Origin of the sequence: Variovorax sp. ZS18.2.2, from assembly GCF_024701975.1 — a bacterium.
Taxonomy (GTDB): domain Bacteria; phylum Pseudomonadota; class Gammaproteobacteria; order Burkholderiales; family Burkholderiaceae_C; genus Variovorax.
This window is the reverse complement of record NZ_JANLNM010000001.1, coordinates 1,114,472-1,135,960: the sequence shown is the minus strand read 5'-3', so window position 1 is coordinate 1,135,960 and position 21,489 is coordinate 1,114,472. Positions and strand designations below refer to the sequence as shown.

At 65.5% G+C, this 21,489-nt stretch carries 14 protein-coding genes and 4 tRNA genes; 5 read left to right on the top strand and 13 right to left on the bottom strand.

Annotation, left to right across the window (positions count from 1 at the left end; genetic code table 11):
- The first annotated feature begins 21 nt into the window (after positions 1 to 21).
- The 5 genes from proX (at position 22) to NU688_RS05375 (ending at position 6,539) form a co-directional block, all read left to right on the top strand.
- Positions 22 to 1,032 (top strand): glycine betaine/L-proline ABC transporter substrate-binding protein ProX, encoded by a 1,011-nt coding sequence (gene proX, locus NU688_RS05395; RefSeq protein WP_257859493.1) that lies wholly within the window; start codon positions 22 to 24, stop codon positions 1,030 to 1,032.
- A gap of 76 nt (positions 1,033 to 1,108) precedes the next feature.
- Complete coding sequence (locus NU688_RS05390; protein WP_257859492.1) at positions 1,109 to 2,662, top strand: fumarate hydratase; 1,554 nt, start codon at positions 1,109 to 1,111, stop codon at positions 2,660 to 2,662.
- Positions 2,659 to 3,456: a glutamate racemase gene (gene murI, locus NU688_RS05385; protein ID WP_257859491.1), complete on the top strand. Its 798-nt coding sequence runs from the start codon at positions 2,659 to 2,661 to the stop codon at positions 3,454 to 3,456. The genes NU688_RS05390 and murI overlap by 4 nt, the downstream gene beginning before the upstream one ends.
- Before the next feature lie 13 nt (positions 3,457 to 3,469).
- Positions 3,470 to 4,252: a hypothetical protein gene (locus tag NU688_RS05380; RefSeq protein WP_257859490.1), complete on the top strand. Its 783-nt coding sequence runs from the start codon at positions 3,470 to 3,472 to the stop codon at positions 4,250 to 4,252.
- An 88-nt stretch (positions 4,253 to 4,340) separates the two neighbouring features.
- Positions 4,341 to 6,539, top strand: coding sequence for an Ig-like domain-containing protein (locus NU688_RS05375; protein WP_257859489.1), 2,199 nt, complete (start codon positions 4,341 to 4,343; stop codon positions 6,537 to 6,539).
- 1 nt (position 6,540) lies between these two features.
- Here the strand turns inward: NU688_RS05375 and NU688_RS05370 are convergent, their stop codons facing one another.
- From NU688_RS05370 to NU688_RS05310, 13 genes are all read right to left on the bottom strand, one after another.
- The gene (locus NU688_RS05370) at positions 6,541 to 7,845 is read right to left on the bottom strand and encodes an MFS transporter (RefSeq protein WP_257859488.1); all 1,305 of its coding nucleotides are present in this window, start codon (positions 7,843 to 7,845) and stop codon (positions 6,541 to 6,543) included.
- A 33-nt stretch (positions 7,846 to 7,878) separates the two neighbouring features.
- Entirely contained in the window at positions 7,879 to 8,520 is a 642-nt protein-coding gene (locus NU688_RS05365; protein ID WP_257859487.1) for a DUF6806 family protein, read from the bottom strand.
- Between the two features lie 21 nt (positions 8,521 to 8,541).
- Positions 8,542 to 8,633 (bottom strand) — tRNA-Leu (locus NU688_RS05360).
- 98 nt (positions 8,634 to 8,731) lie between these two features.
- Positions 8,732 to 8,805 (bottom strand) — tRNA-Cys (locus tag NU688_RS05355).
- A 63-nt stretch (positions 8,806 to 8,868) separates the two neighbouring features.
- A tRNA-Gly gene (locus NU688_RS05350) sits at positions 8,869 to 8,944 on the bottom strand.
- A 54-nt stretch (positions 8,945 to 8,998) separates the two neighbouring features.
- A complete protein-coding gene (gene lon / locus NU688_RS05345) occupies positions 8,999 to 11,440 on the bottom strand; it encodes an endopeptidase La (protein WP_257859486.1) in 2,442 nt (813 codons plus the stop codon).
- A gap of 10 nt (positions 11,441 to 11,450) precedes the next feature.
- Positions 11,451 to 12,716 (bottom strand): ATP-dependent Clp protease ATP-binding subunit ClpX, encoded by a 1,266-nt coding sequence (clpX, locus tag NU688_RS05340; RefSeq protein ID WP_013541833.1) that lies wholly within the window; start codon positions 12,714 to 12,716, stop codon positions 11,451 to 11,453.
- 108 nt (positions 12,717 to 12,824) lie between these two features.
- Entirely contained in the window at positions 12,825 to 13,433 is a 609-nt protein-coding gene (gene clpP, locus NU688_RS05335; protein WP_257859485.1) for an ATP-dependent Clp endopeptidase proteolytic subunit ClpP, read from the bottom strand.
- Between the two features lie 113 nt (positions 13,434 to 13,546).
- Complete coding sequence (gene tig, locus NU688_RS05330) at positions 13,547 to 14,866, bottom strand: trigger factor (protein ID WP_257859484.1); 1,320 nt, start codon at positions 14,864 to 14,866, stop codon at positions 13,547 to 13,549.
- A 26-nt stretch (positions 14,867 to 14,892) separates the two neighbouring features.
- Positions 14,893 to 14,979, bottom strand: a tRNA-Leu gene (locus tag NU688_RS05325).
- Positions 14,980 to 15,087: 108 nt separating this feature from the next.
- Positions 15,088 to 18,276 carry an efflux RND transporter permease subunit gene (locus tag NU688_RS05320; protein WP_257859483.1) on the bottom strand — a complete coding sequence of 1,063 codons (3,189 nt, stop codon included), beginning with the start codon at positions 18,274 to 18,276 and terminating at the stop codon, positions 15,088 to 15,090.
- Positions 18,273 to 19,463, bottom strand: a complete 1,191-nt coding sequence (locus tag NU688_RS05315; protein ID WP_257859482.1) for an efflux RND transporter periplasmic adaptor subunit — start codon at positions 19,461 to 19,463, stop codon at positions 18,273 to 18,275. Before NU688_RS05315 ends, NU688_RS05320 begins: the two co-directional genes overlap by 4 nt.
- A 116-nt stretch (positions 19,464 to 19,579) precedes the next feature.
- Positions 19,580 to 21,424 carry a potassium transporter Kup gene (locus NU688_RS05310; RefSeq protein WP_257860524.1) on the bottom strand — a complete coding sequence of 615 codons (1,845 nt, stop codon included), beginning with the start codon at positions 21,422 to 21,424 and terminating at the stop codon, positions 19,580 to 19,582.
- Positions 21,425 to 21,489 lie beyond the last annotated feature (65 nt).

Here is a 21,489-nt window from a genome sequence, read left to right as displayed (position 1 = left end):
CGTCTCGGAGGAAATCAACGCATGAAGAAAACCAGTCTCATCGCCCGCAGCCTCCTTGCGCTCGGCTTCGTCGCCTTCGGCATGGCCGCGCAGGCGGCCAACGACCTGCCCGGCAAGGGCGTGACCGTGCAGCCGCTCAAGAGCTCGCTCGCCGAAGAAGCGTTCCAGACGCTGCTCGTGATGCGCGCCCTCGAAAAGCTCGGCTACACAGTCGAGCCCATGAAGGACCTGGAGCCCGCCACCGAGCACCTGGCCATTGCCAATGGCGATGCCACCTTCATGGCCAACCACTGGAGCCTGCTGCACGCCGACTTCTACAAGAACAGCGGCGGCGACGCCAAGCTCTCGCGCACCGGCGTGTACTCGGACGGCGCCGTGCAGGGCTACTTGATCGACCGCAAGACGGCCGAGCAATACAACATCACGAACATCGCGCAGCTGAAGGATCCGGCGATTGCCAAGCTCTTCGACGCGGACGGCGACGGCAAGGCCGACCTCACGGGTTGCAACCCCGGCTGGGGGTGCGAACTGGCCATCGAGAACCACCTGAGCGCCTACCAACTGCGCGACACCGTTACCCACAAGCAAGGCAGCTACGCCGCGCTGATGGCCGACACGATTGCCCGCTTCAAGCAGGACAAGCCGGTGCTGTACTACACGTGGACGCCGTATTGGGTGAGCGCCGTGCTGCGGCCCGGTGCGGACGTGGTGTGGCTGCAGGTGCCCTCCTCGTCGTCGCAGGAAGGCCAGGCCCAAGCCGACACGCAGTTGCCCAATGGCAAGAACTATGGATTCCAAGCCAACCGGGAGCAGATCGTCGCGAACAAGGCCTTCGTCGAGAAGAACCCCGCTGCCGGCAAGCTGTTCGAGGTGATGAAACTGCCGATCGGCGACATCAACGCGCAGAACCTACGCATGAGCCAGGGCGCCAATACGCAGCGGGACGTGGAACGGCATGCGGATGGGTGGATCCGGGTGCACCAGCAGCTCTTCGACGGCTGGATTGCCGAGGCGCGGGCTGCTGCGAGGTAGCACAGCAGCCCTGGGCGGCGGCTGAGATAATCGGGGGGCGTTTTCCCGTGTTTCCCATTACAAAAAGCCCCCCACCATGACGACCACGATCCAGCAGGCCGACCTGATCGAATCGATCAGCGCCGCGCTGCAATACATCAGCTACTACCACCCCAGCGACTACATCGCCCATCTGGCCAAGGCCTACGAGCGCGAACAGAGCCCCGCCGCCAAGGACGCCATCGCGCAGATCCTCACCAACAGCAAGATGAGCGCCACGGGCCACCGCCCCATCTGCCAGGACACCGGCATCGTCAATGTGTTCCTCAAGGTGGGCATGGACGTGCGCTGGGGCGGCTTCACCGGCTCGCTGGACGACGCCATCAACGAAGGCGTGCGCCGCGGCTACAACCACCCCGACAACACGCTGCGCGCCTCGGTTGTGGCCGATCCGCAGTTCGACCGCAAGAACACCAAGGACAACACGCCCGCGGTGATCTTCACCGAGATCGTTCCGGGCAACACCGTCGAAGTGACGGTCGCAGCCAAGGGCGGCGGCAGCGAGAACAAGAGCAAGCTGGTGATGCTGAACCCCGGCGACAGCGTGGTCGACTGGGTTCTGAAGACCGTGCCCACCATGGGCGCCGGCTGGTGCCCGCCGGGCATGCTGGGCATCGGCATCGGCGGCACCGCCGAGAAGGCCGCGCTCATGGCCAAGGAAAGCCTGATGGACGACCTGGACATGCACGAGCTGCAGGCCAAGAAGGCCTCGGGCGCGGAGCTGAGCAAGGTCGAGGCGCTGCGCATCGAGCTGTACGAGAAGGTCAATGCGCTGGGCATCGGCGCGCAGGGCCTGGGCGGCCTGGCCACCGTGCTGGACATCAAGATCAAGATGTACCCGACGCACGCGGCCAGCAAGCCGGTCGCGATGATCCCCAACTGCGCGGCCACGCGCCATGCGCATTTCGTGATGGACGGCAGCGGCGCGGTGTACCTCGATCCGCCCTCGCTGGACCTGTGGCCCGACGTGAACTGGGCGCCCGACGAAAAGAAGAGCAAGCGCGTGAATCTCGACAAGCTCACGCCCGCCGAAGTGGCGAGCTGGAAGCCCGGCGACACGCTGCTCCTGAACGGCAAGATGCTCACCGGCCGCGACGCCGCGCACAAGCGCATCCAGGACATGCTGGCCAAGGGCGAGAAGCTGCCGGTGGACTTCACGAACCGCGTCATCTACTACGTCGGCCCGGTCGATCCGGTGGGTGACGAAGCAGTAGGCCCGGCCGGCCCGACCACCGCCACGCGCATGGACGGCTTCACCGAGATGATGCTGGCCGAGACCGGCCTGATCGCGATGATCGGCAAGGCCGAGCGCGGCCCGGTGGCCATCGAGGCGATCAAGAAGCACAAGAGCGCCTACCTCATGGCCGTGGGCGGCGCCGCCTACCTGGTGAGCAAGGCCATCAAGACCGCCAAGGTGGTGGGCTTCGAGGACCTGGGCATGGAAGCGATCTATGAATTCGACGTGGTCGACATGCCAGTGACGGTGGCAGTCGATGCGGGCGGTACCAGCGCGCACATCACCGGCCCGGCCGAGTGGCAGAAGCGCATCGCCAGCGGCGAGTTCAAGACCATCATGATGGAAGAAGCTTGAGCCTTGTAGGCGTTTTCGATAGCGGCGTGGGAGGCCTCAGCGTGCTCGCCGCGCTGCGCGCCGAGTTGCCGCGCGAGCGCTTCGTGTATTTCTCGGACGCGGCCTACGCGCCCTATGGCGAGCGTGGCGATGACTATGTGATCGAGCGCTCGCGCAAGGTGACGGAGCAGTTGATCGCCGAGCACGGCATCAAGGCGCTGGTGGTGGCCTGCAACACGGCCACGACAGCGGCGATCCACCTGCTGCGTGCCGAGCATCCGGCACTGCCCATCGTGGGCCTGGAGCCGGCGCTCAAGCCCGCTGTGGCAACTAGCCGCACGGGCCACATCTCGGTGATGGCCACGCGCGGGACGCTGGCCAGCGTCAAGTACGCGGCCCTGCGCGATTCGTTTGCCGGGTCCGCCCATGTTCGCTCGGTGCCGTGCGACGGGCTCGTCAAGGCCATCGAAGGCTTCGACACCGAGGCCATCGCGACGCTGTGTGCCCGTTACATGGCGGAGGCCGGTCCCTTCGGCGATGCGCCCGGCGAAGTCGACACCGTCGTGCTCGGCTGCACGCACTACCCGCTCGTGAAGAACGAGCTCCAGCGGCATGCACCGCCCACGCTGCGCTTCATCGACACCGGTGCGCCGGTCGCGCAGCAGACACGGCGCGTGCTGGCTGCTGCCGGCGGCCTCTCGGACGGCGAAGGCGGGCTGATCCTACAGAGCAGCGGCGACCAGTCCGTGCTCGAAGCGGCCGCCGCGCGCTGGCTGCAAACCTCGCCGCAAGGTACAACGGCAACTTCCGCCTGAAATTACCGCCGTCATGCGCCCTCTTTTGCGCCACGCCCTGCTCTTGCTGTGCCTCTCAGCCGCCGGCCTGAGCCATGCCGCCTGCGAAAGCGGCCTCGCCGAGCGCATGCACGCCAAGCTCTACCCCAAGCGCCCGCTCGACGAGCGGCTCGCGGCCTGCAAGGTGTGGCCGGCCTTCCCCGGCCGCAGCATCGTGGTGCTGCCCATGCCGCGCGAAACCACCGACAAGGGCGCCAAGGTCTTCGACCTCGAGGTGTTGCTGATCCAACGGCCCGACAACGGCAACACCGAGCGCGACACCGTCATCGGTCGCCTCTTGCAGCCCGAGGCGCTCGACGAGGACGCGACCACGGCGATCCAGGACATCCGCATCGACACCTCGCGCTACGTGCTCGCCTCCGACGCCCGCGCCTTCGGCCTGCGCGTGCGCTACCGCGGCAGCAGCGCGCCGGGAAGCCCGCTGGCCAGCGAGACGGTGCGCCTCTACGTGCAGCACGGCAGCAAGCTGCGCGAGGTGTTGCAGGAGATCGAGCTCGACCACGACAACGGCGGATGGGATTCGACCTGCACCGGCCACTTCGAGAAGCTGCGCACCATGCTGTCGGTGGGCAAGGCGACCAGCAACGGCTTTGCCGACCTGCAGCTCTCGCGCACCCTCGTGCAGAGCCACGCGCAGGAGCAGGAGGACCAGGGCTGCATCGAGAAGGCGCTGCCCGCGAAGTTCAGCACCGTGACGCTGCGCTACGACGGCGAGCGGTTCAAGGTGCCGAAGTCGCTGCTGCAGCAATCGCCCTGACGGGCAGCTGAATTCGTGCCGCTTTTCACGGCATCGTCACACGAAAGTACCAGCATGCGCGGTTTGTCCAGAACAACAACCGCGCACCATGACCACTCTCTCCGCCTCCCGCATTCCCTTCAAGCCCATGCTGCTCGCCAGTGCCTTGTCTGCTGTCCTGCTGGCTGCGTGCGGCGGCGGTAGCGACGGGGGTGGCAGCTTCCTGCCGATCGTGCCGCCCGCGGCGGTCGCGCCCCCGGCAACGCAGCCGCCAGCCGCGGAGCCGGACCAGCTGGTTTCCAAAGCACGGTTCACGCCCAATGCGGGCACGACCGAAGGCTCGTCGGACGCATCGACCGCCTTCGCCCTGCCCGACAACTTCATGCTCGTGGCCGACGACGAAGCCAACGTGTTGCGCGTCTACCCGCGCGCCGGCGGCGCCGCGGTGAAGGAATGGAGCTACGAGCTCGAAGGCCCGAAGCTCGGCAAAGAGCTCGACCTCGAAGCCGGCACGCGCATCGGCGACACGCTGTACCTCACCGGCTCCAACAGCAACAAGAAGGACGGCGGCGATGCGGCCGCGGACCGCTCGCACCTCTTCGCGGTGAAGGTCACAGGCACGGGCGCGGCCACCACGTTCAGCTATGTGGGGCAGTTCTCGCTGCTCGAAGCGCAATTGATCGCCTGGGACAAGGACAACACCCACGGGCTGGGCGCCAATCACTTCGGCTTTGCCGTGTCCGCTGCGGCGGGCATCGTGCCCGAGCGCGTCGACGGCTTCTCCATCGAAGGCATGACCAGCGCACCGGGCGACAGCGCACTGTGGCTCGGCTTCCGCGCACCGCAGACCGGTGCATCGACGCGCGCCAAGGCGCTGATCGTGCCGGTGCAGAACTACGCCGCGCTGGTGGGCGGCACGGCCACGCAGGCCGCGTTCGGTGCGCCCATCGAGCTGGAACTCGGCGGGCGCGGCATCCGCTCGATCGACAAGGGCACCGATGGCAACTACCTGATCGTGGCCGGCCCCGCAGGCGCGGCCAGCGCGGACGTGGACCGCAACTTCGCGCTCTTCTCGTGGAACGGCAATCCGGCCACGGCACCGGTCGAGCTGTCGAACGACCTCGACAAGCTGCGCAAGGAGACGGGCGGCAGCTTTGAATCGACCGTCGAGGTGCCAGGGCCGGTGAAGGCCGGCACGCAGGTGCAGTTGCTGCTCGACAACGGCGACACCGTCTGGCCGGGCCAGACCGAGGTATCGAAGGACCTCGACGCGGCCGACCAAAAGTTCGACGGCTACGTCGTTCGCCTGGGTCAGCCGTGGGTGGACACGGCCGGCCCGGTGCTGAAGACCGCCTCGCCCACCGCGGGCCGCGTGGGCGTCAACTTCGACACGTCGATCGTGCTGTCCTTCAACGAAGCGATCCGCCTGGGCGCGGGCAGCATCGTGCTGCACAAGGCCGACGGCAGCGTGGTCGAGACCTTCAACGCCGCCAGTCCGGCCGCGCGCGTGAAGCTGGCGTTCAACGTGCTGACGATCGTGCCGACCACCAAGCTCACGGCCGACACGGGCTACTACGTGACGGTGGATGCCAACGCCATCACCGACCCCGTCGGCAACGCCTTTGCCGGCATCGCCGATGCAACGAAGCTGAACTTCATGACGGCCGGCGCGCCGACGCAACTGGTGGCCGGCGACCTGCTGTTCATGGCCGGCAACGCCGAGGCGCCCGACGCCTATGCCTTCGTGCTGCTGAAGGCAGTCAACGGCGGCACGCAGGTGACCTTCACCGACCGCGACCGCAAGGCGGGCGCGCTGGAGTTCACCGACATCACCAACGAGACAGCCTTCGTCTGGACCGCGGACCAGAACCTGCCCGCCGGCACCATCGTGACCATCCAGACCGACGTCACCGGCAATCCGATCGCGGACAAGGGCACCACGCTGGGCTCGCCGGGCGGCATCGGCAAATCCGAGACGGTCTACGCGTTCACGGGCGGCACCATCGATGGATTGGGCGTCGGAACGGCGGGCAAGATCACCTCGGTCGGCAGCTACCTCGCGAGCCTCACACTGGGTGGCGCCGCGGGCACCATTCCCGATGCGATCACGACGGCAGGCACGGGCTTCTCGTTCACGGTGTTGCCGGCCAACCAGACCAACGCGATCTACACCGGATCGCTGGACCGCTCGGACCTGGGTGCGTTCGCAGCTCGCGTGAAGAACCCGGCCAACTGGACCGTGCGCTATGCGCCGGCAGTGGGCTGGCCGCTGACCAACAACAGCCTGTTCGGCGACAAGCTGCCCTGATCTACGAACTGCGCAGTGCGGCCTCGCGGCCGCGCCGCATGTCGATCGGCAGCAGCAGCAACAACCCCGCCACGAACAGCACCGCGGTCGAGAGGATCGCGATGCGCTGGTTGCCGCCCGTGGCCCAGGTGATCGCGCCGAAGCTCAGCGGGCCGATGATGCTGGCCAGCCGGGTCGCGAAGGTCCAGAGCCCGAAGAACTCCGCCAGTTGCTGCGGCGGCGCGAGATACCCCGTCATCGCGCGGCCGGCGGACTGGCTCGAGCCCATCGCAAGCCCCGCGATGGCGGCGGCCCACCAGAAGCCGCCCTTTGTTGTCACCACGGCGGCGATCACACAGACCGCGATCCACGCCACCAGCGTGACCGCCAGCGAGACCTTGTGGCCGATGCGGTCCTGGATGTAGCCGAACGAGAAAGCACCGATGGCGGCGGCGACGTTGAGCACGAAGATCAGCACCATGGTCTCGCTCGCCACGAAGCCGATCACCTGCTCGGCGTAGATGGCCGCGAGCGTGATGGCGACCGCCACGCCGCCCTGGTAGCAGACGGTGCAGACCAGCAGCCACATGAAGTCGCGGTAGGCACGCGCTTGCCTGTAGGTGGCGCGCAATTGCTGCCATGCGCCAAGTTCACCGCCGGTGGTTTTCGGCTGCGCCCGTTCGGGCAGCAGCGCGAAGGTGGCGCAGGCTGCGGCGCCGTAGATCGCGGCCGTGATCAGCATCGTGACCGGCACGAAATGCGAAGCCGGCAGCCCCTTCGCCTGCGACCACAGCACGTAGGCCAGGCAGATGCCGAGCGTCAGCATGCCGCCGACGTAGCCGAAGCTCCAGCCCCATCCGCTCACCTTGCCCATGCCTTCGGGCGTTGCAAGCTCGGGCAGGAAGGCGCCCGTGAGCGACTCGCCGTAGGAATAGAAGGCGTTGGAGACAATCACCAGCAACATGGCCATCGCAACACCGCCCGATACGCCCGCAAAGCGCGGCGTGAGCGCCAGTGCGGCCGTGGCCAGCACGCAGCCGCTGGTGGCGATGACCAGCACCCGCTTCTTGGCACCGCGCAGGTCGGCCCAGGCGCCGATCGCGGGCATCGTGAGCATCACGATGGCGTAGGAGATGCTGAGTGCCGCGGTCCACGCAAAAGCGGCCCAGGGCGCGCCTTTCGCGATGCCGCCCACGAAGTAGGCGGCGAACACGGCCGTGATGACGACTGTCGTGTAGCCCGAGTTGGCGAAGTCGTACATCGCCCAGCCGAAGACCTCGCGCTTGCGCACGCCGGGGCGCAGCGCGGAGGCGGGAAACAGGGCCATGCGGCCTTGATCGGGCGAGTGGTTGCGGGTTAGTTAGTGCAGGTGCCGCGGACGGCGACCGCCGCCGTGGCCACCGCCGCTTCCGCCGCTACCGGGACCACCCGTGCCGCGCGGACGCTTGCCGATTTCGAGCGAGTTCACGAGCGCATCGAAACGGTCGCTGAAGAGGCGATCGATCTCGGAGACCACGCCACCCAGTTCGGCACCATCGAAATGACGTTCCATGAGGTTGACTACGTCTTCCACCAGCAGATCGCGCTGCACCTGCATGATCGCGGCCGGGTTGGGGCCGACGAACAGCATCAGGAAATCGTCGCGCGATTCTTCGTCGGGGTCGCCTTCTTCCTCGTCGAAGTCGGTGTCGTAGAAGGTGACTTCGATCGCGGCGCCGCGGTCCGACAGTTCGTTCAGGGCCATGCACATCTCGTCCAGGGCCTGACGGAAGTCTTCGTCGCCGGGCACGGTCCAGCAGATCTGCAGCGTGTGGTCTTTCTGCTCGAAGCGGATGCCGGGCTCTTCTTCGTAGGTGCTGGTGGCGCCGTCGGCGAGCGACTTGGCGCCTGCATATTTCCAGAGCGGCTTGAGCGCTTCCTGGATCTGCTCGAAGCTCACGTCCGAACGCAATGGCACGTCGCCATGCACATGGATCTCAAATGGAGCGTTGTAGCGAGGCATCGAATGCTCCTTTTTTAAGTTTGGTACCCGGAACGGGGGTCGAACCCGTATGCCCCGATCAAGGAAGCGGCGGATTTTAAGTCCGATGTGTCTACCAATTTCACCATCCGGGCGTCAGGTTGAGCATCGACGATAACCCAAACGAAACAAGCCCCGGCAACGGTGGTTGGCGGGGCCTGTTTGTCGGATCGAATCGTGTCTAACGAGAAGGTGGAGGCGCGACCCGGAGTCGAACCGGGCTAGACGGATTTGCAATCCGTTGCATAACCGCTTTGCTATCGCGCCACGCAGAAAAACGAAAACGAACTTGCGAAAAAAAGGGAAGCATTTGCTTCCCTTTTTCAAAACTGGAGCGGGAAAAGAGTCTCGAACTCTCGACCTCAACCTTGGCAAGGTTGCGCTCTACCAACTGAGCTATTCCCGCGTTTCGAGCCTCTAATTATATACCAGTTTTTCGAGACCCGGCAAGTTCACACGATCAATGTTTGACCGAGCCCTCGGCAGCCGGGGTGCCCGCACGCTGCTTGGCCAACTCGGCCACTGCGGCGGCAGAGGCGGCGACCTCTTCGTCCGACAGGGGCTCTGGCATCTTCTCGAGCGCGATCTCCAGGACCTTGTCGATCCACTTCACAGGCACGATCTCCAGGCCGTTCTTCACGTTCTCGGGAATGTCCTGCAGGTCCTTGGCGTTCTCTTCGGGGATCAGCACGGTCTTGATGCCACCGCGCAAGGCGGCCAGCAACTTTTCCTTCAGGCCACCGATGGCCGTGACCTCGCCGCGCAGCGTGATCTCACCCGTCATCGCCACATCGCCGCGCACCGGGATGCCGGTGAGCGCCGACACGAAGGCGGTTGTCATCGCGGCGCCCGCGCTCGGGCCATCCTTGGGCGTTGCGCCGTCGGGCACGTGGATGTGGATGTCACGCTTCTCGAACATCTCGTCCTTGATGCCCAGGCGGCGCGAGCGGCTGCGCACCACGGTGCGTGCGGCCTCGACCGATTCCTTCATGACATCGCCCAGCGATCCAGTGCGGCTGATCACGCCCTTGCCGGGCATGGTGACCGCTTCGATCGTCAGCAGGTCGCCGCCGACCTCGGTCCATGCGAGACCGACCACCTGGCCGACCTGGTTCTGCTTCTCGGCGAGGCCGAAGCTGTACTTCCGCACGCCCAGGAACTCGTTGAGGTTCGAGCCGTCGACCGTGACCTTCGGCGTCATCTGCTTGAGCAGCAGGCCCTTGACCACCTTGCGGCAGATCTTGGACAGCTCGCGCTCGAGCGAACGCACGCCGGCTTCACGCGTGTAGTAGCGGACGATGTCGCGCACGGCTTCTTCGGTGACCAGGAGTTCTTCTTCCTTGACGCCGTTGTTCTTCAGCTGCTTGGGCAGCAGGTACTTGATCGCGATGTGCGTCTTCTCGTCCTCGGTGTAGCCCGAGAGGCGGATGACTTCCATGCGGTCCAAGAGCGCCGGCGGAATGTTCATCGAGTTCGAGGTGGCGACGAACATCACGTCGCTCAGGTCGAAGTCGACTTCCACGTAGTGGTCGCCGAAGGTGTGGTTCTGCTCGGGGTCGAGCACCTCGAGCAGCGCGCTCGACGGGTCGCCGCGGAAGTCGGTGCCCAGCTTGTCGATTTCATCGAGCAGGAACAGCGGATTGCGCGTGCCGATCTTGCTCAGCCCCTGCAGCACCTTGCCCGGCAGCGCGCCGATGTAGGTGCGGCGATGGCCGCGGATCTCGGCTTCGTCGCGCATGCCGCCCAGCGCCATGCGCGTGTACTTGCGACCGGTCGCCTTGGCGATCGACTGCCCCAGCGATGTCTTGCCGACACCCGGTGGGCCCACGAGGCACAGGATCGGCGCCTTCACCTTGTCGACGCGTTGCTGCACCGCGAGATATTCAAGGATGCGGTCCTTGACCTTCTCGAGGCCATAGTGGTCGGCATTGAGCACGGCTTCGGCATTGGCCAGGTCGTGCTTGATCTTGGTCTTCTTGCTCCACGGCAGGCCGATGAGCACGTCGATGTAGTTGCGCACCACGGTGGCCTCGGCCGACATGGGCGACATCAGCTTGAGCTTCTTGAGTTCGCCTTCGGCCTTCTTGAGCCCCTCTTTGGACATCTTGGCGAGCTTGATCTTCTTCTCGATCTCCTCGATGTCCGCGCCCTCTTCGCCTTCGCCGAGCTCCTTCTGGATGGCCTTGACCTGCTCGTTGAGATAGAAGTCGCGCTGGTTCTTCTCCATCTGGCGCTTCACGCGGCCGCGGATCTTCTTGTCGACGTTGAGGATGTCGACCTCGCGTTCGAGCTGACCGAACAGGTTTTCCAGGCGCGCCTTGACGTCGTCCAGGTCGAGCACGGCCTGCTTGTTGTCCAGCTTGAGCGGCAGGTGCGCGGCGATGGTGTCGGCCAGGCGGCCGGCATCGTCGATGCTCGAGATCGAAGTCAGGATCTCGGGCGGAATCTTCTTGTTCAGCTTGACGTACTGGTCGAACTGCTGCATCACGGCGCGGCGCAGGGCCTCGACCTCGGTGCCCTTCTCGCCGCCTTCGGTCGCCTCGACGGGCGTCACGTTGGCCGTGAAGTGCGTCTCGCCGTCATCGATGCGGTTCACGCGTGCACGCTGCTGGCCTTCGACCAGCACCTTCACCGTGCCATCGGGCAGCTTGAGCATCTGCAGGATGGTCGAGACGCAGCCGACTTCGAACATGTCCTCGACAGAGGGCTCGTCCTTGGCGGCGGCCTTCTGGGCCACCAGCATGATGCGGCGCTCGGCCTCCATGGCCAGTTCGAGCGCCTTGATGCTCTTGGGGCGTCCCACGAAGAGCGGGATCACCATGTGGGGAAACACCACAACGTCGCGCAGCGGCAGCAGCGGCAGGTCGAGTGCTTCGGGAGGCAGGGGGGTATGACCAGACATGCGAAATCCTTTACGCCTTCTTCGCCGCTTCGCGGTACACGAGCAGCGGTGGCTTGTTTTCGTCGATGGTCGATTCCTCGACCACCACCTTGTCGACATTGGTCGCGTTCGGCAATTCGAACATGGTGTCGATCAACGACTGTTCAAGGATCGAACGCAGACCGCGTGCACCGGTCTTGCGTGCCAGGGCCTTGCGTGCGATCGCCTTGAGCGCCGCCGGGCGAATCTCGAGGTCCACGCCCTCCATCTGAAGGAGCTTGGTGAATTGCTTGACCACCGCATTCTTCGGCTCGGTCAGGATCTGGACCAGTGCGTCCTCGGAGAGTTCCGCGAGCGATGCGACCACGGGCATGCGGCCCACGAGTTCGGGGATCAGGCCGAACTTGATCAGGTCTTCGGGTTCGACTTCGCGGAACACCTCGGTGATGCTGCGCTGGGCCTTGCTCTTGACCGTGGCGCCGAAGCCGATGCCCGAGGCCTCGGTGCGGTTTTCGATGACCTTCTCGAGGCCGGCGAATGCGCCGCCGCAGATGAACAGGATGTTGGTCGTGTCGATCTGCAAAAAGTCTTGATTTGGGTGCTTGCGCCCGCCCTGCGGCGGCACGCTGGCCATGGTGCCTTCGATGAGCTTGAGCAAGGCCTGCTGCACGCCCTCGCCCGACACGTCGCGCGTGATCGAGGGGTTGTCGGACTTGCGCGAGATCTTGTCGATTTCGTCGATGTAGACGATGCCGCGCTGGGCGCGCTCGACTTCGTAGTTGCAGCTCTGCAGCAGCTTCTGGATGATGTTCTCGACGTCTTCGCCCACATAGCCGGCTTCGGTCAGCGTGGTGGCGTCGGCCATCACGAAGGGCACGTCGAGCATGCGCGCGAGCGTTTGCGCGAGCAGCGTCTTGCCCGAACCCGTGGGGCCGATCAAGAGGATGTTGCTCTTGCTGAGCTCGACGTCGTCGCCCTTGGCCTTTTCCTTGTGACGCAGGCGCTTGTAGTGGTTGTAGACCGCCACCGACAGCATGCGCTTGGCCGGCTCCTGGCCGATCACGTAGTTGTCGAGGTTGGTCTTGATCTCCAGCGGCGTGGGCAGGTCGCTGCGTGCTTCGCGCGCTTCTTCACCGGCCGGCAGTTCGTCGCGGATGATTTCGTTGCAGAGATCGATGCACTCGTCGCAGATGAAGACCGAAGGGCCCGCGATCAGCTTCTTGACCTCATGCTGGCTCTTGCCGCAGAACGAGCAATAAAGCGTTTTTTCGCTGGAAGAGCCTTTTTTTTCGGCCATGGACAGGTGCCTCGTGACAGGGTATGGACAATGATAACTAAACAAAAACGGCGTTTCCCGTGTGGAAAACGCCGTTTTTTGCCTTTTGCGCCACAGGCGCCGGCAGCTTCAACCGCGCTTGGCAACGACCTGGTCGACCAGACCGTAGTCCTTGGCCTCGTCGGCCGTGAGGAAGTAGTCGCGCTCGGTATCGGTCTTGACCTTTTCCAGCGGCTGGCCGGTGCGCTCGGCCAGGATGCGGTTCATCTGGTCCTTGGTGCGCAGGATGTCGCGCGCATGGATCTCGATGTCAGTCGCCTGGCCGCGTGCGCCGCCGAGCACCTGGTGGATCATGATCTTCGAGTTGGGCAGCGAGAACCGCTTGCCCTTTTCGCCGGCCGCCAGCAGGAAGGCGCCCATGCTGGCCGCGAAGCCGAGGCACATGGTCGACACGTCGGGCTTGATGAACTGCATGGTGTCGTAGATCGACATGCCGGCGCTCACGCTGCCTCCCGGGGAGTTGATGTAGAAGGAAATGTCCTTCTCCGGGTTCTCGCTCTCCAGGAACAGCAGCTGGGCCACCACGAGGTTGGCGGTCTGGTCGTTGACCTCGCCCACTAGGAACACGATGCGCTCCTTCAGGAGGCGCGAATAGATGTCATAGGACCGCTCGCCACGGCCCGATTGCTCGACGACCATCGGGACCATGCCGAGGCCTTGAATTTCGTTTGCGATCATGAATTAGCTCTCCGGAAGATGAAATCGTTCGCTGTGTATGAACTGTACGCCTGAGTGAAATGGGGCTCGTGCCGCAAAGCACAAGCCCCATTGGCGTTGCGGGCAGCAGCGGATCAACCTTGCTGCTGCTGCGCCATCAGTTCGTCGAACGACACCGACTTCTCGGCGACCTTGGCCTTGGCGAGCACGAAATCGGTCACGTTGTTCTCGATGACGACGGCTTCGACTTCGGCCAGGCGGTTGTTGTCGCTGAAGTACCAGCGCACCACGTCGGCCGGCTTTTCGTAGCTGGCGGCCAGTTCGTCGATGTGGGCCTTGATCTGCTCGGGCTTAGCCTGCAGGTTGTTGGCACGCACCAGCTCGGCGACCACGAGGCCCAGGCGCACGCGGCGCTCGGCTTGCGGACGGAACACTTCATCGGGAATCGGTGCCTTGTCGGCGTCCTTGATGCCGCGCTGCTTGAGCTCGGCGCGGGCGCCTTCGATCATGCGGCTGACTTCGGACTGCACGCTGGCGTTGGGCAGGTCGAGTTCGGCGTTGGCAACCAGCGCGTCCATCACGGCGTTCTTGTTGCGGGCCAAGAGGCGAAACTTCACTTCGCGCTCGAGGTTGCGCTTGATGTCGGCGCGCAGGCCTTCGACGGTGGCTTCAGCAATGCCGAGCGACTTGGCGAGTTGCTCGTTGACTTCAGGCAGGTGCGAGGCTTCGATCTTCTTCACGGTGACCATGAAGTCGGCTTGCTTGCCGGCCACGTCCTTGCCGTGATAGTCGGCCGGGAACGACAGCGGGAAGGTGCGGCTGTCGCCGGACTTCATGCCGCGCACGGCGTCTTCGAATTCCTTGAGCATCTGGCCTTCGCCGACCACGAACTGGAAGTCTTCGGCCTTGCCGCCCTGGAAGGGCTCGCCGTCGATCTTGCCTTCGAAGTCGACGGTCACGCGGTCGTCGTCTTGCGCGACGGCGTCTTGCGCGCGCTGGGCGAAGGTGCGGCGTTGCTTGCGCAGGATGTCGAGCGTCTTGTCGATCGCGTCGTCGCCCACTTCGGCCGAGAGCTTCTCGACTTCAGCGCCGGACAGGTCGTTGATCTTGACTTCGGGGAACACTTCGAACACCGCGTCGAAGGCCAGTTCGCCCTCGGGCGACTCTTCCTTCTCGGTGATGCGGGGCTGGCCGGCCACGCGCAGCTTGGCTTCGTTGGCGGCTTGCGAGAAGGCTTCGCCGACCTTGTCGTTCATGACTTCGTAGTGCACCGAATAGCCATAGCGCTGGGCCACGACATTCATCGGCACCTTGCCGGGGCGAAAGCCATCCATCTTGACGGTGCGCGCGAGCTTCTTGAGGCGCGAATCGACTTCGTTCTGGATGGTGCCGACCGGCAGGGTCAGCGTGATCTTGCGTTCGAGCTTCTCGAGAGTTTCAACGGTCACGGTCATGGTGTCTTCCTTGTGAGGGGTGTGGCTGGTGCGCGGGGCCGGACTCGAACCGGCACGTTCTTGCGAACGTCAGGACCTAAACCTGGTGCGTCTACCAATTTCGCCACCCGCGCTATTGCCATTTTTCAGGTGAATGCAAAAGCGGACGGCCCTGGTGCATCGGATACCGGGGTACCCGCTTGCCCAAAGACCGTCCGCCTGAAATCGGTCAACCGCGCATTTTAAACGCTAATTGGACCCGCTTTTGGCTCCCGCTTGACACGGAATGCGGCGGCGTACATTGCCGGCAATGCCAGCAGGGTCAATACCGTCGCCACGATCAGCCCGCCCATGATGGCCACGGCCATCGGCCCCCAGAACACGCTGCGCGAGAGCGGAATCATCGCCAGCACCGCCGCCGCCGCCGTCAGCACGATGGGACGCAAACGCCGCACCGCCGACTCGACGATCGCATCCCAGGCCGGCACGCCGGCCGCGCGGTCGCTCTCGATCTGGTCGATCAGGATCACCGCGTTGCGCTGGATCATGCCCATCAGCGCGATCACCCCCAGCAGCGCCACGAAGCCGAAAGGCCGGTTCAGCAGGAGCAGCGCAGCGGCCACGCCGGCAATGCCCATCGGCCCGGTGATGAACACCAGCAGCGAGCGGCTGAAGCTGTGCAGCTGCAGCATCAGCAGCGTGAACACCAGGAACAGCATGATCGGCACGCCCGCCACGATGGAGGCCGAGCCCTTGCTGCTTTCCTCGACCGCGCCCGCCACTTCGATGCGGTAGGCGCCCTGCCCGGCCGCGAGCCAGCCGGCTTCAAGCTGGCGCAGCTTGGGCAGCAGCTCGGCCGTCACGGTCGCCCCTTGCAGGCCTTCGGACACGTCGCCCTGCACGGTGATGGCGTAGTCGCGGTTCTCGCGCCACATCACGCCGGGCTCCCAGGTGAACACCGGCTTTGCGATCTGCGTGAGCGGGATCGAGCGGCCCGAGGTTGTCGGGATGTAGGCGTTGCCGATGTCCGAGATGGCCTCCCGCTCATCGGGCGACTGACGCAGCACGATGTCGATCAGGAGGTCGTTCTCGCGGTACTGGCCCACGTTGGTGCCGCTGAACATCGTGCGCGAAGCCTGCGCGATGGCCTGGCTCGTCACGCCCAGCGCGCGCGCCTTGGCCTGGTCGATCTCCAGGCGGATCACCTTCACCGACTCGTTCCAGTTGTCGTTCACGCCGCGCATGTTGGCGTTCTCGCGCAGCACCGCCTTCACCTCGTCGGCGTGCGCGCGCAGTTGCGCGGGCTCGGTGCCGATCACGCGGAACTGCACCGGGTAGGGCACCGGCGGCCCGTTCGGCAGCAGCTTGACGCGGCCGCGCACCTCGGGGAATTCCTCGGCCAGCAGCGCGGGCAAGCGCAGGCGCAGGCGCTCGCGCACCTTCAGGTCCTTGGCGAGAACGATGAGCTGCGACACGTTGGTCTGCGGGAACACCTGGTCCAGCGGCAGATAGAAGCGCGGCACGCCCGAGCCGACCCAGGTGCTCACGGTCTTGACGCCCTCTTCCTTCATCACGCGCTGCTCGACGCGCCTGGCCACCTCTTCGTTGGCCGCGAACGAGGTGCCCTCGGGGAACCAGATGTCCACCATGATCTCGGGCCGGCTCGAATCGGGGAAGAACTGCTGCTGCACCTTGCCCATGCCGAAGATGCCGAGCGCGAACACCAGCACCGTCGCACCGATGGTCAGCCACCGGTGCTGCACGCACCAGTCCACTGCATGGCGAAAGCCGTTGTAGAACGGTGTGTCGAAGAGTTCGTGCGGCGGTGCGTCGGGAGTCGACTGGTCAGGCGACTCCTGCGGAGCCGCGTGCGGCTTCACCTTGAGCAGCAGCGTGCCGAGGTAAGGCACGAAATACACCGACACGATCCAGGACAGCACCAGCGCGATCACCGTCACCGCGAAGATCGCGAAGGTGTATTCGCCCGTCACCGACTTCGCCAGGCCGATCGGCAGGAAGCCGGCGGCGGTGATGAGCGTGCCCGTGAGCATCGGCTTGGCCGTGACGTCGTAGGCATAGGTGGCGGCGCGGGCCTTGTCGTAGCCCTCTTCCATCTTCCGCACCATCATCTCGACCGCGATGATCGCGTCGTCCACCAGGAGACCGAGCGCGATGATCAGCGACCCCAGCGATATCTTGTGCAGCCCGATGCCGAAGTAGTTCATCGCGAGGAAAGTCACCGCCAGCACCAGCGGAATGGTGATCGCCACCACCAGCCCCGGGCGCATGTCGATGTACCAGCCGAAGCGCCCGCCCTTGTGCAGGCCGAGCGCGATGATGCTCACGGCCAGCACGATGGCCACGGCCTCGATCAGCACGCCGACGAATTCATTGACCGAACTGGCCACCGACACCGGCTGGTCCTGCACCTGCGCGAGCTTCACGCCAATGGGCAGGCGCTGGTCAATCTGCACGGTCGCCGCCTTCAGCGCCTTGCCCAGCGCGATGATGTCGCCGCCCTTGGCCATGGAAACACCCAGCGCGATCACTTCCTTGCCTTGGTGATGCACCTTGACGGCCGGCGGATCGATGTACCCGCGATGGATTTCGGCGATGTCGCCCAGCTTCAGCTGGTTGCCCGAGGTGCCGCGGATCGGCATGTCGCGCAGTTGGTCGACGCTGGTGAACTGGCCCGCCACGCGCACCTGCACCACATCGAGCGGCGACTGGATGGTGCCGGCGCTCTCCACCGCGTTCTGCGAGCCGAGCTGCGCGAGCACCGCATTGAAATCGAGCCCCAGCTGCGCCAGGCGCTTCTGCGAAATCTCGACGTAGACCTTCTCGTCCTGCACGCCGAACTGGTCGACCTTGGCCACGTCCTTCACGCGCAGCAGTTGCTGGCGGGTTTCGTCGGCCAGCGTCTTGAGCTCGGCGTAGCTGAAGCCTTCGCTCTCCAGCGCGTAGATCACGCCATAGACATCGCCGAAATCGTCATTGAAGAACGGCCCCTGCACGCCGGGCGGCAGCGTATTTCGCATGTCGCCGATCTTCTTGCGCACCGTGTACCAGACGTTGGCCACGTCCGCGGCTTTCGAGGAATCCTTGATCTGGAAAATGATCTGCGACTCGCCCGGCTTCGAATAGCTGCGGATCTTGTCGGCGTAAGGCGCCTCCTGCAGCGTGCGCTCGAGCTTGTCGGTCACCTGCTCGGCCACCTGCTGCGCAGTGGCGCCGGGCCAGTAGGTGCGCACCACCATCGCACGAAAGGTGAACGGCGGGTCTTCGTCCTGCCCGAGCTGGAAGTACGCGAAGGCGCCCAGCACCATCAGCACCACCATCAGGTAGCGCGTGAGCGGCGCGTGGTCCAGCGCCCATTTGGAGAGATTGAAGCCGGTGGACTTGGCAGGGGTGTTCGCTGCGCCTTCCGTCATTTGGCGGCACCTGCAGCGATCTCCTTCTTGGTTGCGGCGACGGGCTCGACGGCCTGCACGACATCCTTCGCATTGGCGGCGGCCGCGGCCGCCTCCTTGGACTGGTAGATGGTGACCTTCTGGCCGGGCGAGAGCACGTGCACGCCGGCGGCCACGACCATCATTCCCGGTGAAAGCCCACCACCGATCACGGCTTCGTTGCCGTCGGCGGTGGCGACCTGCACCGCCTGCGAGCGCACTGTCATCGTCGACTTGTCGAGCACCCAGACCGCCGAGCCCTTGCCTTCCTGGCGCAGCGCGCTGGTCGGCAGCTTGATCACGGCGGCGGCGTTGTGGGCCAGCGCCTGCGGGCGCGCGTAGACCGTGGCACCGAGCGGAGGCGAGGTGGCCGCATCGATGGCGACCTTGACCGAATACGTGCGCGTGACGACGTCGGCACTGGCCGCCACTTCGCGCACCTGCCCCTGCAATTCATTGCCGCCGGACCAGCCGCGCACCGTGACCGGCGAGCCGGGCTTGATCGATTGCGCGCGGTCCTCGGGCACCGCGAACACCACGTCACGCGCGCCGTCCTGCGCGATGCGCACGACCGGCGTGCCGGCCTGCACCACCTGGCCGGGTTCGGCCTCGATGGCGGTGATGACGCCCGCCACGTCGGCGACGAGCGTCGTGTAGTTGGCCTGGTTGCCTTGCGAAGAGAGCTGGGCCTGCGCTTGTTCGAGCTGCGCCTGGGCGGCTTTCCAGGTGGTTTCGCGGCGCTCCAGTTCGGCGCCGCTGATGAAGTTCTGCTCGCGCAGTTCGCGGTAGCGCTTCAGGTCGGCGGCGGCCAGGTCGCGGTTGGTGAGCGCGGCGGCCTGCTGGGCGCGGGCGGCTTCGGCGGCCAACCTGTAGTCCTGCGGATCGAGCTGGGCGAGCACCTGGCCGGCCTGCACATGCTGGCCAAGATCGGCCTGGCGCTTGGTGATCTTGCCCGCCACGCGGAACCCCAGGCGCGATTCGACGCGGGCCCGGACCTCGGCCGAGAACTCGGGCTGGGCGTCGAAGTCGCTGGTGCCGACGGTCACCAGTTTCACCGCTCGCACGGGCTCCTCGGCGGCCGGCTTGGGCGAACAGCCGGCCAGGATGAGGGACGGAATCAGCAGCCACAAGGCGCTGCGCACACGGGGAAAAGCGGTGGAGGCGGTCATGAGACACCCAAGAAAGGACAAACCCGGGCCTTTAATGACCCACTGGTTAGTAATCTAGGGTAAACGTTAAATACTGTCAATGACCCGCGGGTCAGTTGACAGGTACTTTCAGCCTCTCAGGTCCGCTGGCCCATCTCCACGAGCCGGTTGTCGGGCAGTTCGAAGTAATCCGACGCCCGCCCCGCATTGCGCTGCAGCCAGCCGAACAGCACGCGCCGCACCGGGTTCATGCCCGGCAGGTTCTCCTCGCCCACCGAGGCGCGCGAGACGAAATACGAGGTCTTCATCGAATCGATCGCCAGGGTCTTCTGGTAGGCCAGGATGCGGATGAACTCGGGCACGTCGGGCTGTTCCATGAAGCCGTGGCGCGCGGTGACCACCCAGATGCCTTCCATCAACTGCTCCGCCTCGATGCGGATGCGGGCATCGACGCGCGGCGTGTCGCAGGCCAGCACGCGCAGCACGATCACCTGGTCGTGCAGCACCTGGTTGTGCTTCAAGTTATGCAGCAGCGCATGCGGAACCGCCGTGGCGTCGGGGTTCAGGAACACCGCGGTGCCGCTGACCCGGTGCGGCATGTGCTGCGCCAGCGATTCGATGAAGGGCCGCAGCGGCAGGCTCTCGGCCGCTGCCGCCTCCAGCCCCAGCCGCCGGCCCTTGGCCCAGGTGGTGAAGAGCACCATCACCACGGCCGCCACCGCCAGCGTGAGCCAGCCGCCCTCGGCCACCTTCAGGCTGTTGGCGATCACGAAGGTCAGGTCGACCACCGCGAAGGCCAGCACGCCCACCACCACCGCCACCTTGTTCCACTTCCACAGGCCCCAGGCGACGATGCCGGCGAGCAGCGTGGTCGTCACCATCGTGATCGACACCGCGATGCCGTACGCCGCCGACAGCGCCCCCGAGCTGCGGAAGCCCACCACCAGCAGCAGCACGCCCACCATCAGCAGCCAATTGACCGCCGGCACGTAGATCTGACCGATGGCCGAGCCCGAGGTCTGCACCACCCGCATGCGCGGCAGGTAGCCCATGCGCATCGCGTGCGCGGTGAGCGAGAAGGCGCCCGAGATCACCGCCTGCGAGGCGATCACCGTGGCCATTGCCGCCAGCACCACCATCGGCAGCACGCCCCACGAGGGAAAGAGCCGGAAGAAAGGGTTGTCGATGGCCGCCGGGTTCGCCAGCACCAGCGCGCCCTGCCCGAAATAGTTGAGCACCAGCCCCGGCAGCGCAATGAAGAGCCATGCCAGGCGGATCGGCCTGGCGCCGAAGTGCCCCATGTCCGCATAGAGCGCCTCGCCGCCGGTGAACGCCAGGAACACCGCGCCCAGCACCGCGAGCGACTGCGCCCGGTGCTCGATCAAAAAGCCGAAGGCGCGACGCGGATCCAGCGCCGCCAGCACCTGCGGCTGCTGCAACACCTGCCAGAGGCCCGCCGCGGCCAGCACGATGAACCACAGCAGCATCACCGGCCCGAAGATCTTGCCGACCACGCCCGTGCCCTTCTTCTGCACCATGAAGAGCGCCACCAGGATGACGACCGTGATCGGGATCACCGCGCGCTGCAGCACCGGCGCCTGCACCTCCAGCCCCTCGACGGCCGAGAGCACCGAGATCGCCGGCGTGATCAGGCTGTCGCCATAGAACATGGCCGCGCCCACCAGGCCCAGCAGGCCGATCGCGTTCCACACCCAGGGCTTGGTCTTCGGCCCGGCGACGGCACTGCGCGCCAGCGCCTGCAGCGCGAGGATGCCGCCCTCGCCGTCGTGGTCGGCGCGCAGCACGAACACCACGTACTTCAGCGTCACCACGAACATCAGGCCCCAGAAGATCAGCGACAGCAGCCCCAGCACCGAATCGGGCGAGAACGGCACGCCGTGCTCGGGGTTCATCGTTTCCTTGAAGGCGTAGAGCGGCGAGGTGCCGATGTCGCCGAACACGACGCCCAGCGCCGCGATCATCAAGCCCGGCCCCGCCGGATGCCCTGCTGCGCCTTGCGCGGGTGTCTGGGCCTGGGAGGCCGGGG

Bases quoted from the DNA above. Each gene is read 5' to 3' on its own strand.
- NU688_RS05320 (WP_257859483.1), bottom strand. From the start codon at position 18,276: ATGACGGAAGGCGCAGCGAACACCCCTGCCAAGTCCACCGGCTTCAAT.
- NU688_RS05390 (WP_257859492.1), top strand. From the start codon at position 1,109: ATGACGACCACGATCCAGCAGGCCGACCTGATCGAATCGATCAGCGCC.
- NU688_RS05365 (WP_257859487.1), bottom strand. From the start codon at position 8,520: ATGCCTCGCTACAACGCTCCATTTGAGATCCATGTGCATGGCGACGTG.
- NU688_RS05310 (WP_257860524.1), bottom strand. From the start codon at position 21,424: ATGATCGCGGCGCTGGGCGTCGTGTTCGGCGACATCGGCACCTCGCCG.
- proX (WP_257859493.1), top strand. From the start codon at position 22: ATGAAGAAAACCAGTCTCATCGCCCGCAGCCTCCTTGCGCTCGGCTTC.
- clpP (WP_257859485.1), bottom strand. From the start codon at position 13,433: ATGATCGCAAACGAAATTCAAGGCCTCGGCATGGTCCCGATGGTCGTC.
- NU688_RS05370 (WP_257859488.1), bottom strand. From the start codon at position 7,845: ATGGCCCTGTTTCCCGCCTCCGCGCTGCGCCCCGGCGTGCGCAAGCGC.
- NU688_RS05375 (WP_257859489.1), top strand. From the start codon at position 4,341: ATGACCACTCTCTCCGCCTCCCGCATTCCCTTCAAGCCCATGCTGCTC.
- NU688_RS05315 (WP_257859482.1), bottom strand. From the start codon at position 19,463: ATGACCGCCTCCACCGCTTTTCCCCGTGTGCGCAGCGCCTTGTGGCTG.
- clpX (WP_013541833.1), bottom strand. From the start codon at position 12,716: ATGGCCGAAAAAAAAGGCTCTTCCAGCGAAAAAACGCTTTATTGCTCG.
- NU688_RS05380 (WP_257859490.1), top strand. From the start codon at position 3,470: ATGCGCCCTCTTTTGCGCCACGCCCTGCTCTTGCTGTGCCTCTCAGCC.
- lon (WP_257859486.1), bottom strand. From the start codon at position 11,440: ATGTCTGGTCATACCCCCCTGCCTCCCGAAGCACTCGACCTGCCGCTG.
- tig (WP_257859484.1), bottom strand. From the start codon at position 14,866: ATGACCGTGACCGTTGAAACTCTCGAGAAGCTCGAACGCAAGATCACG.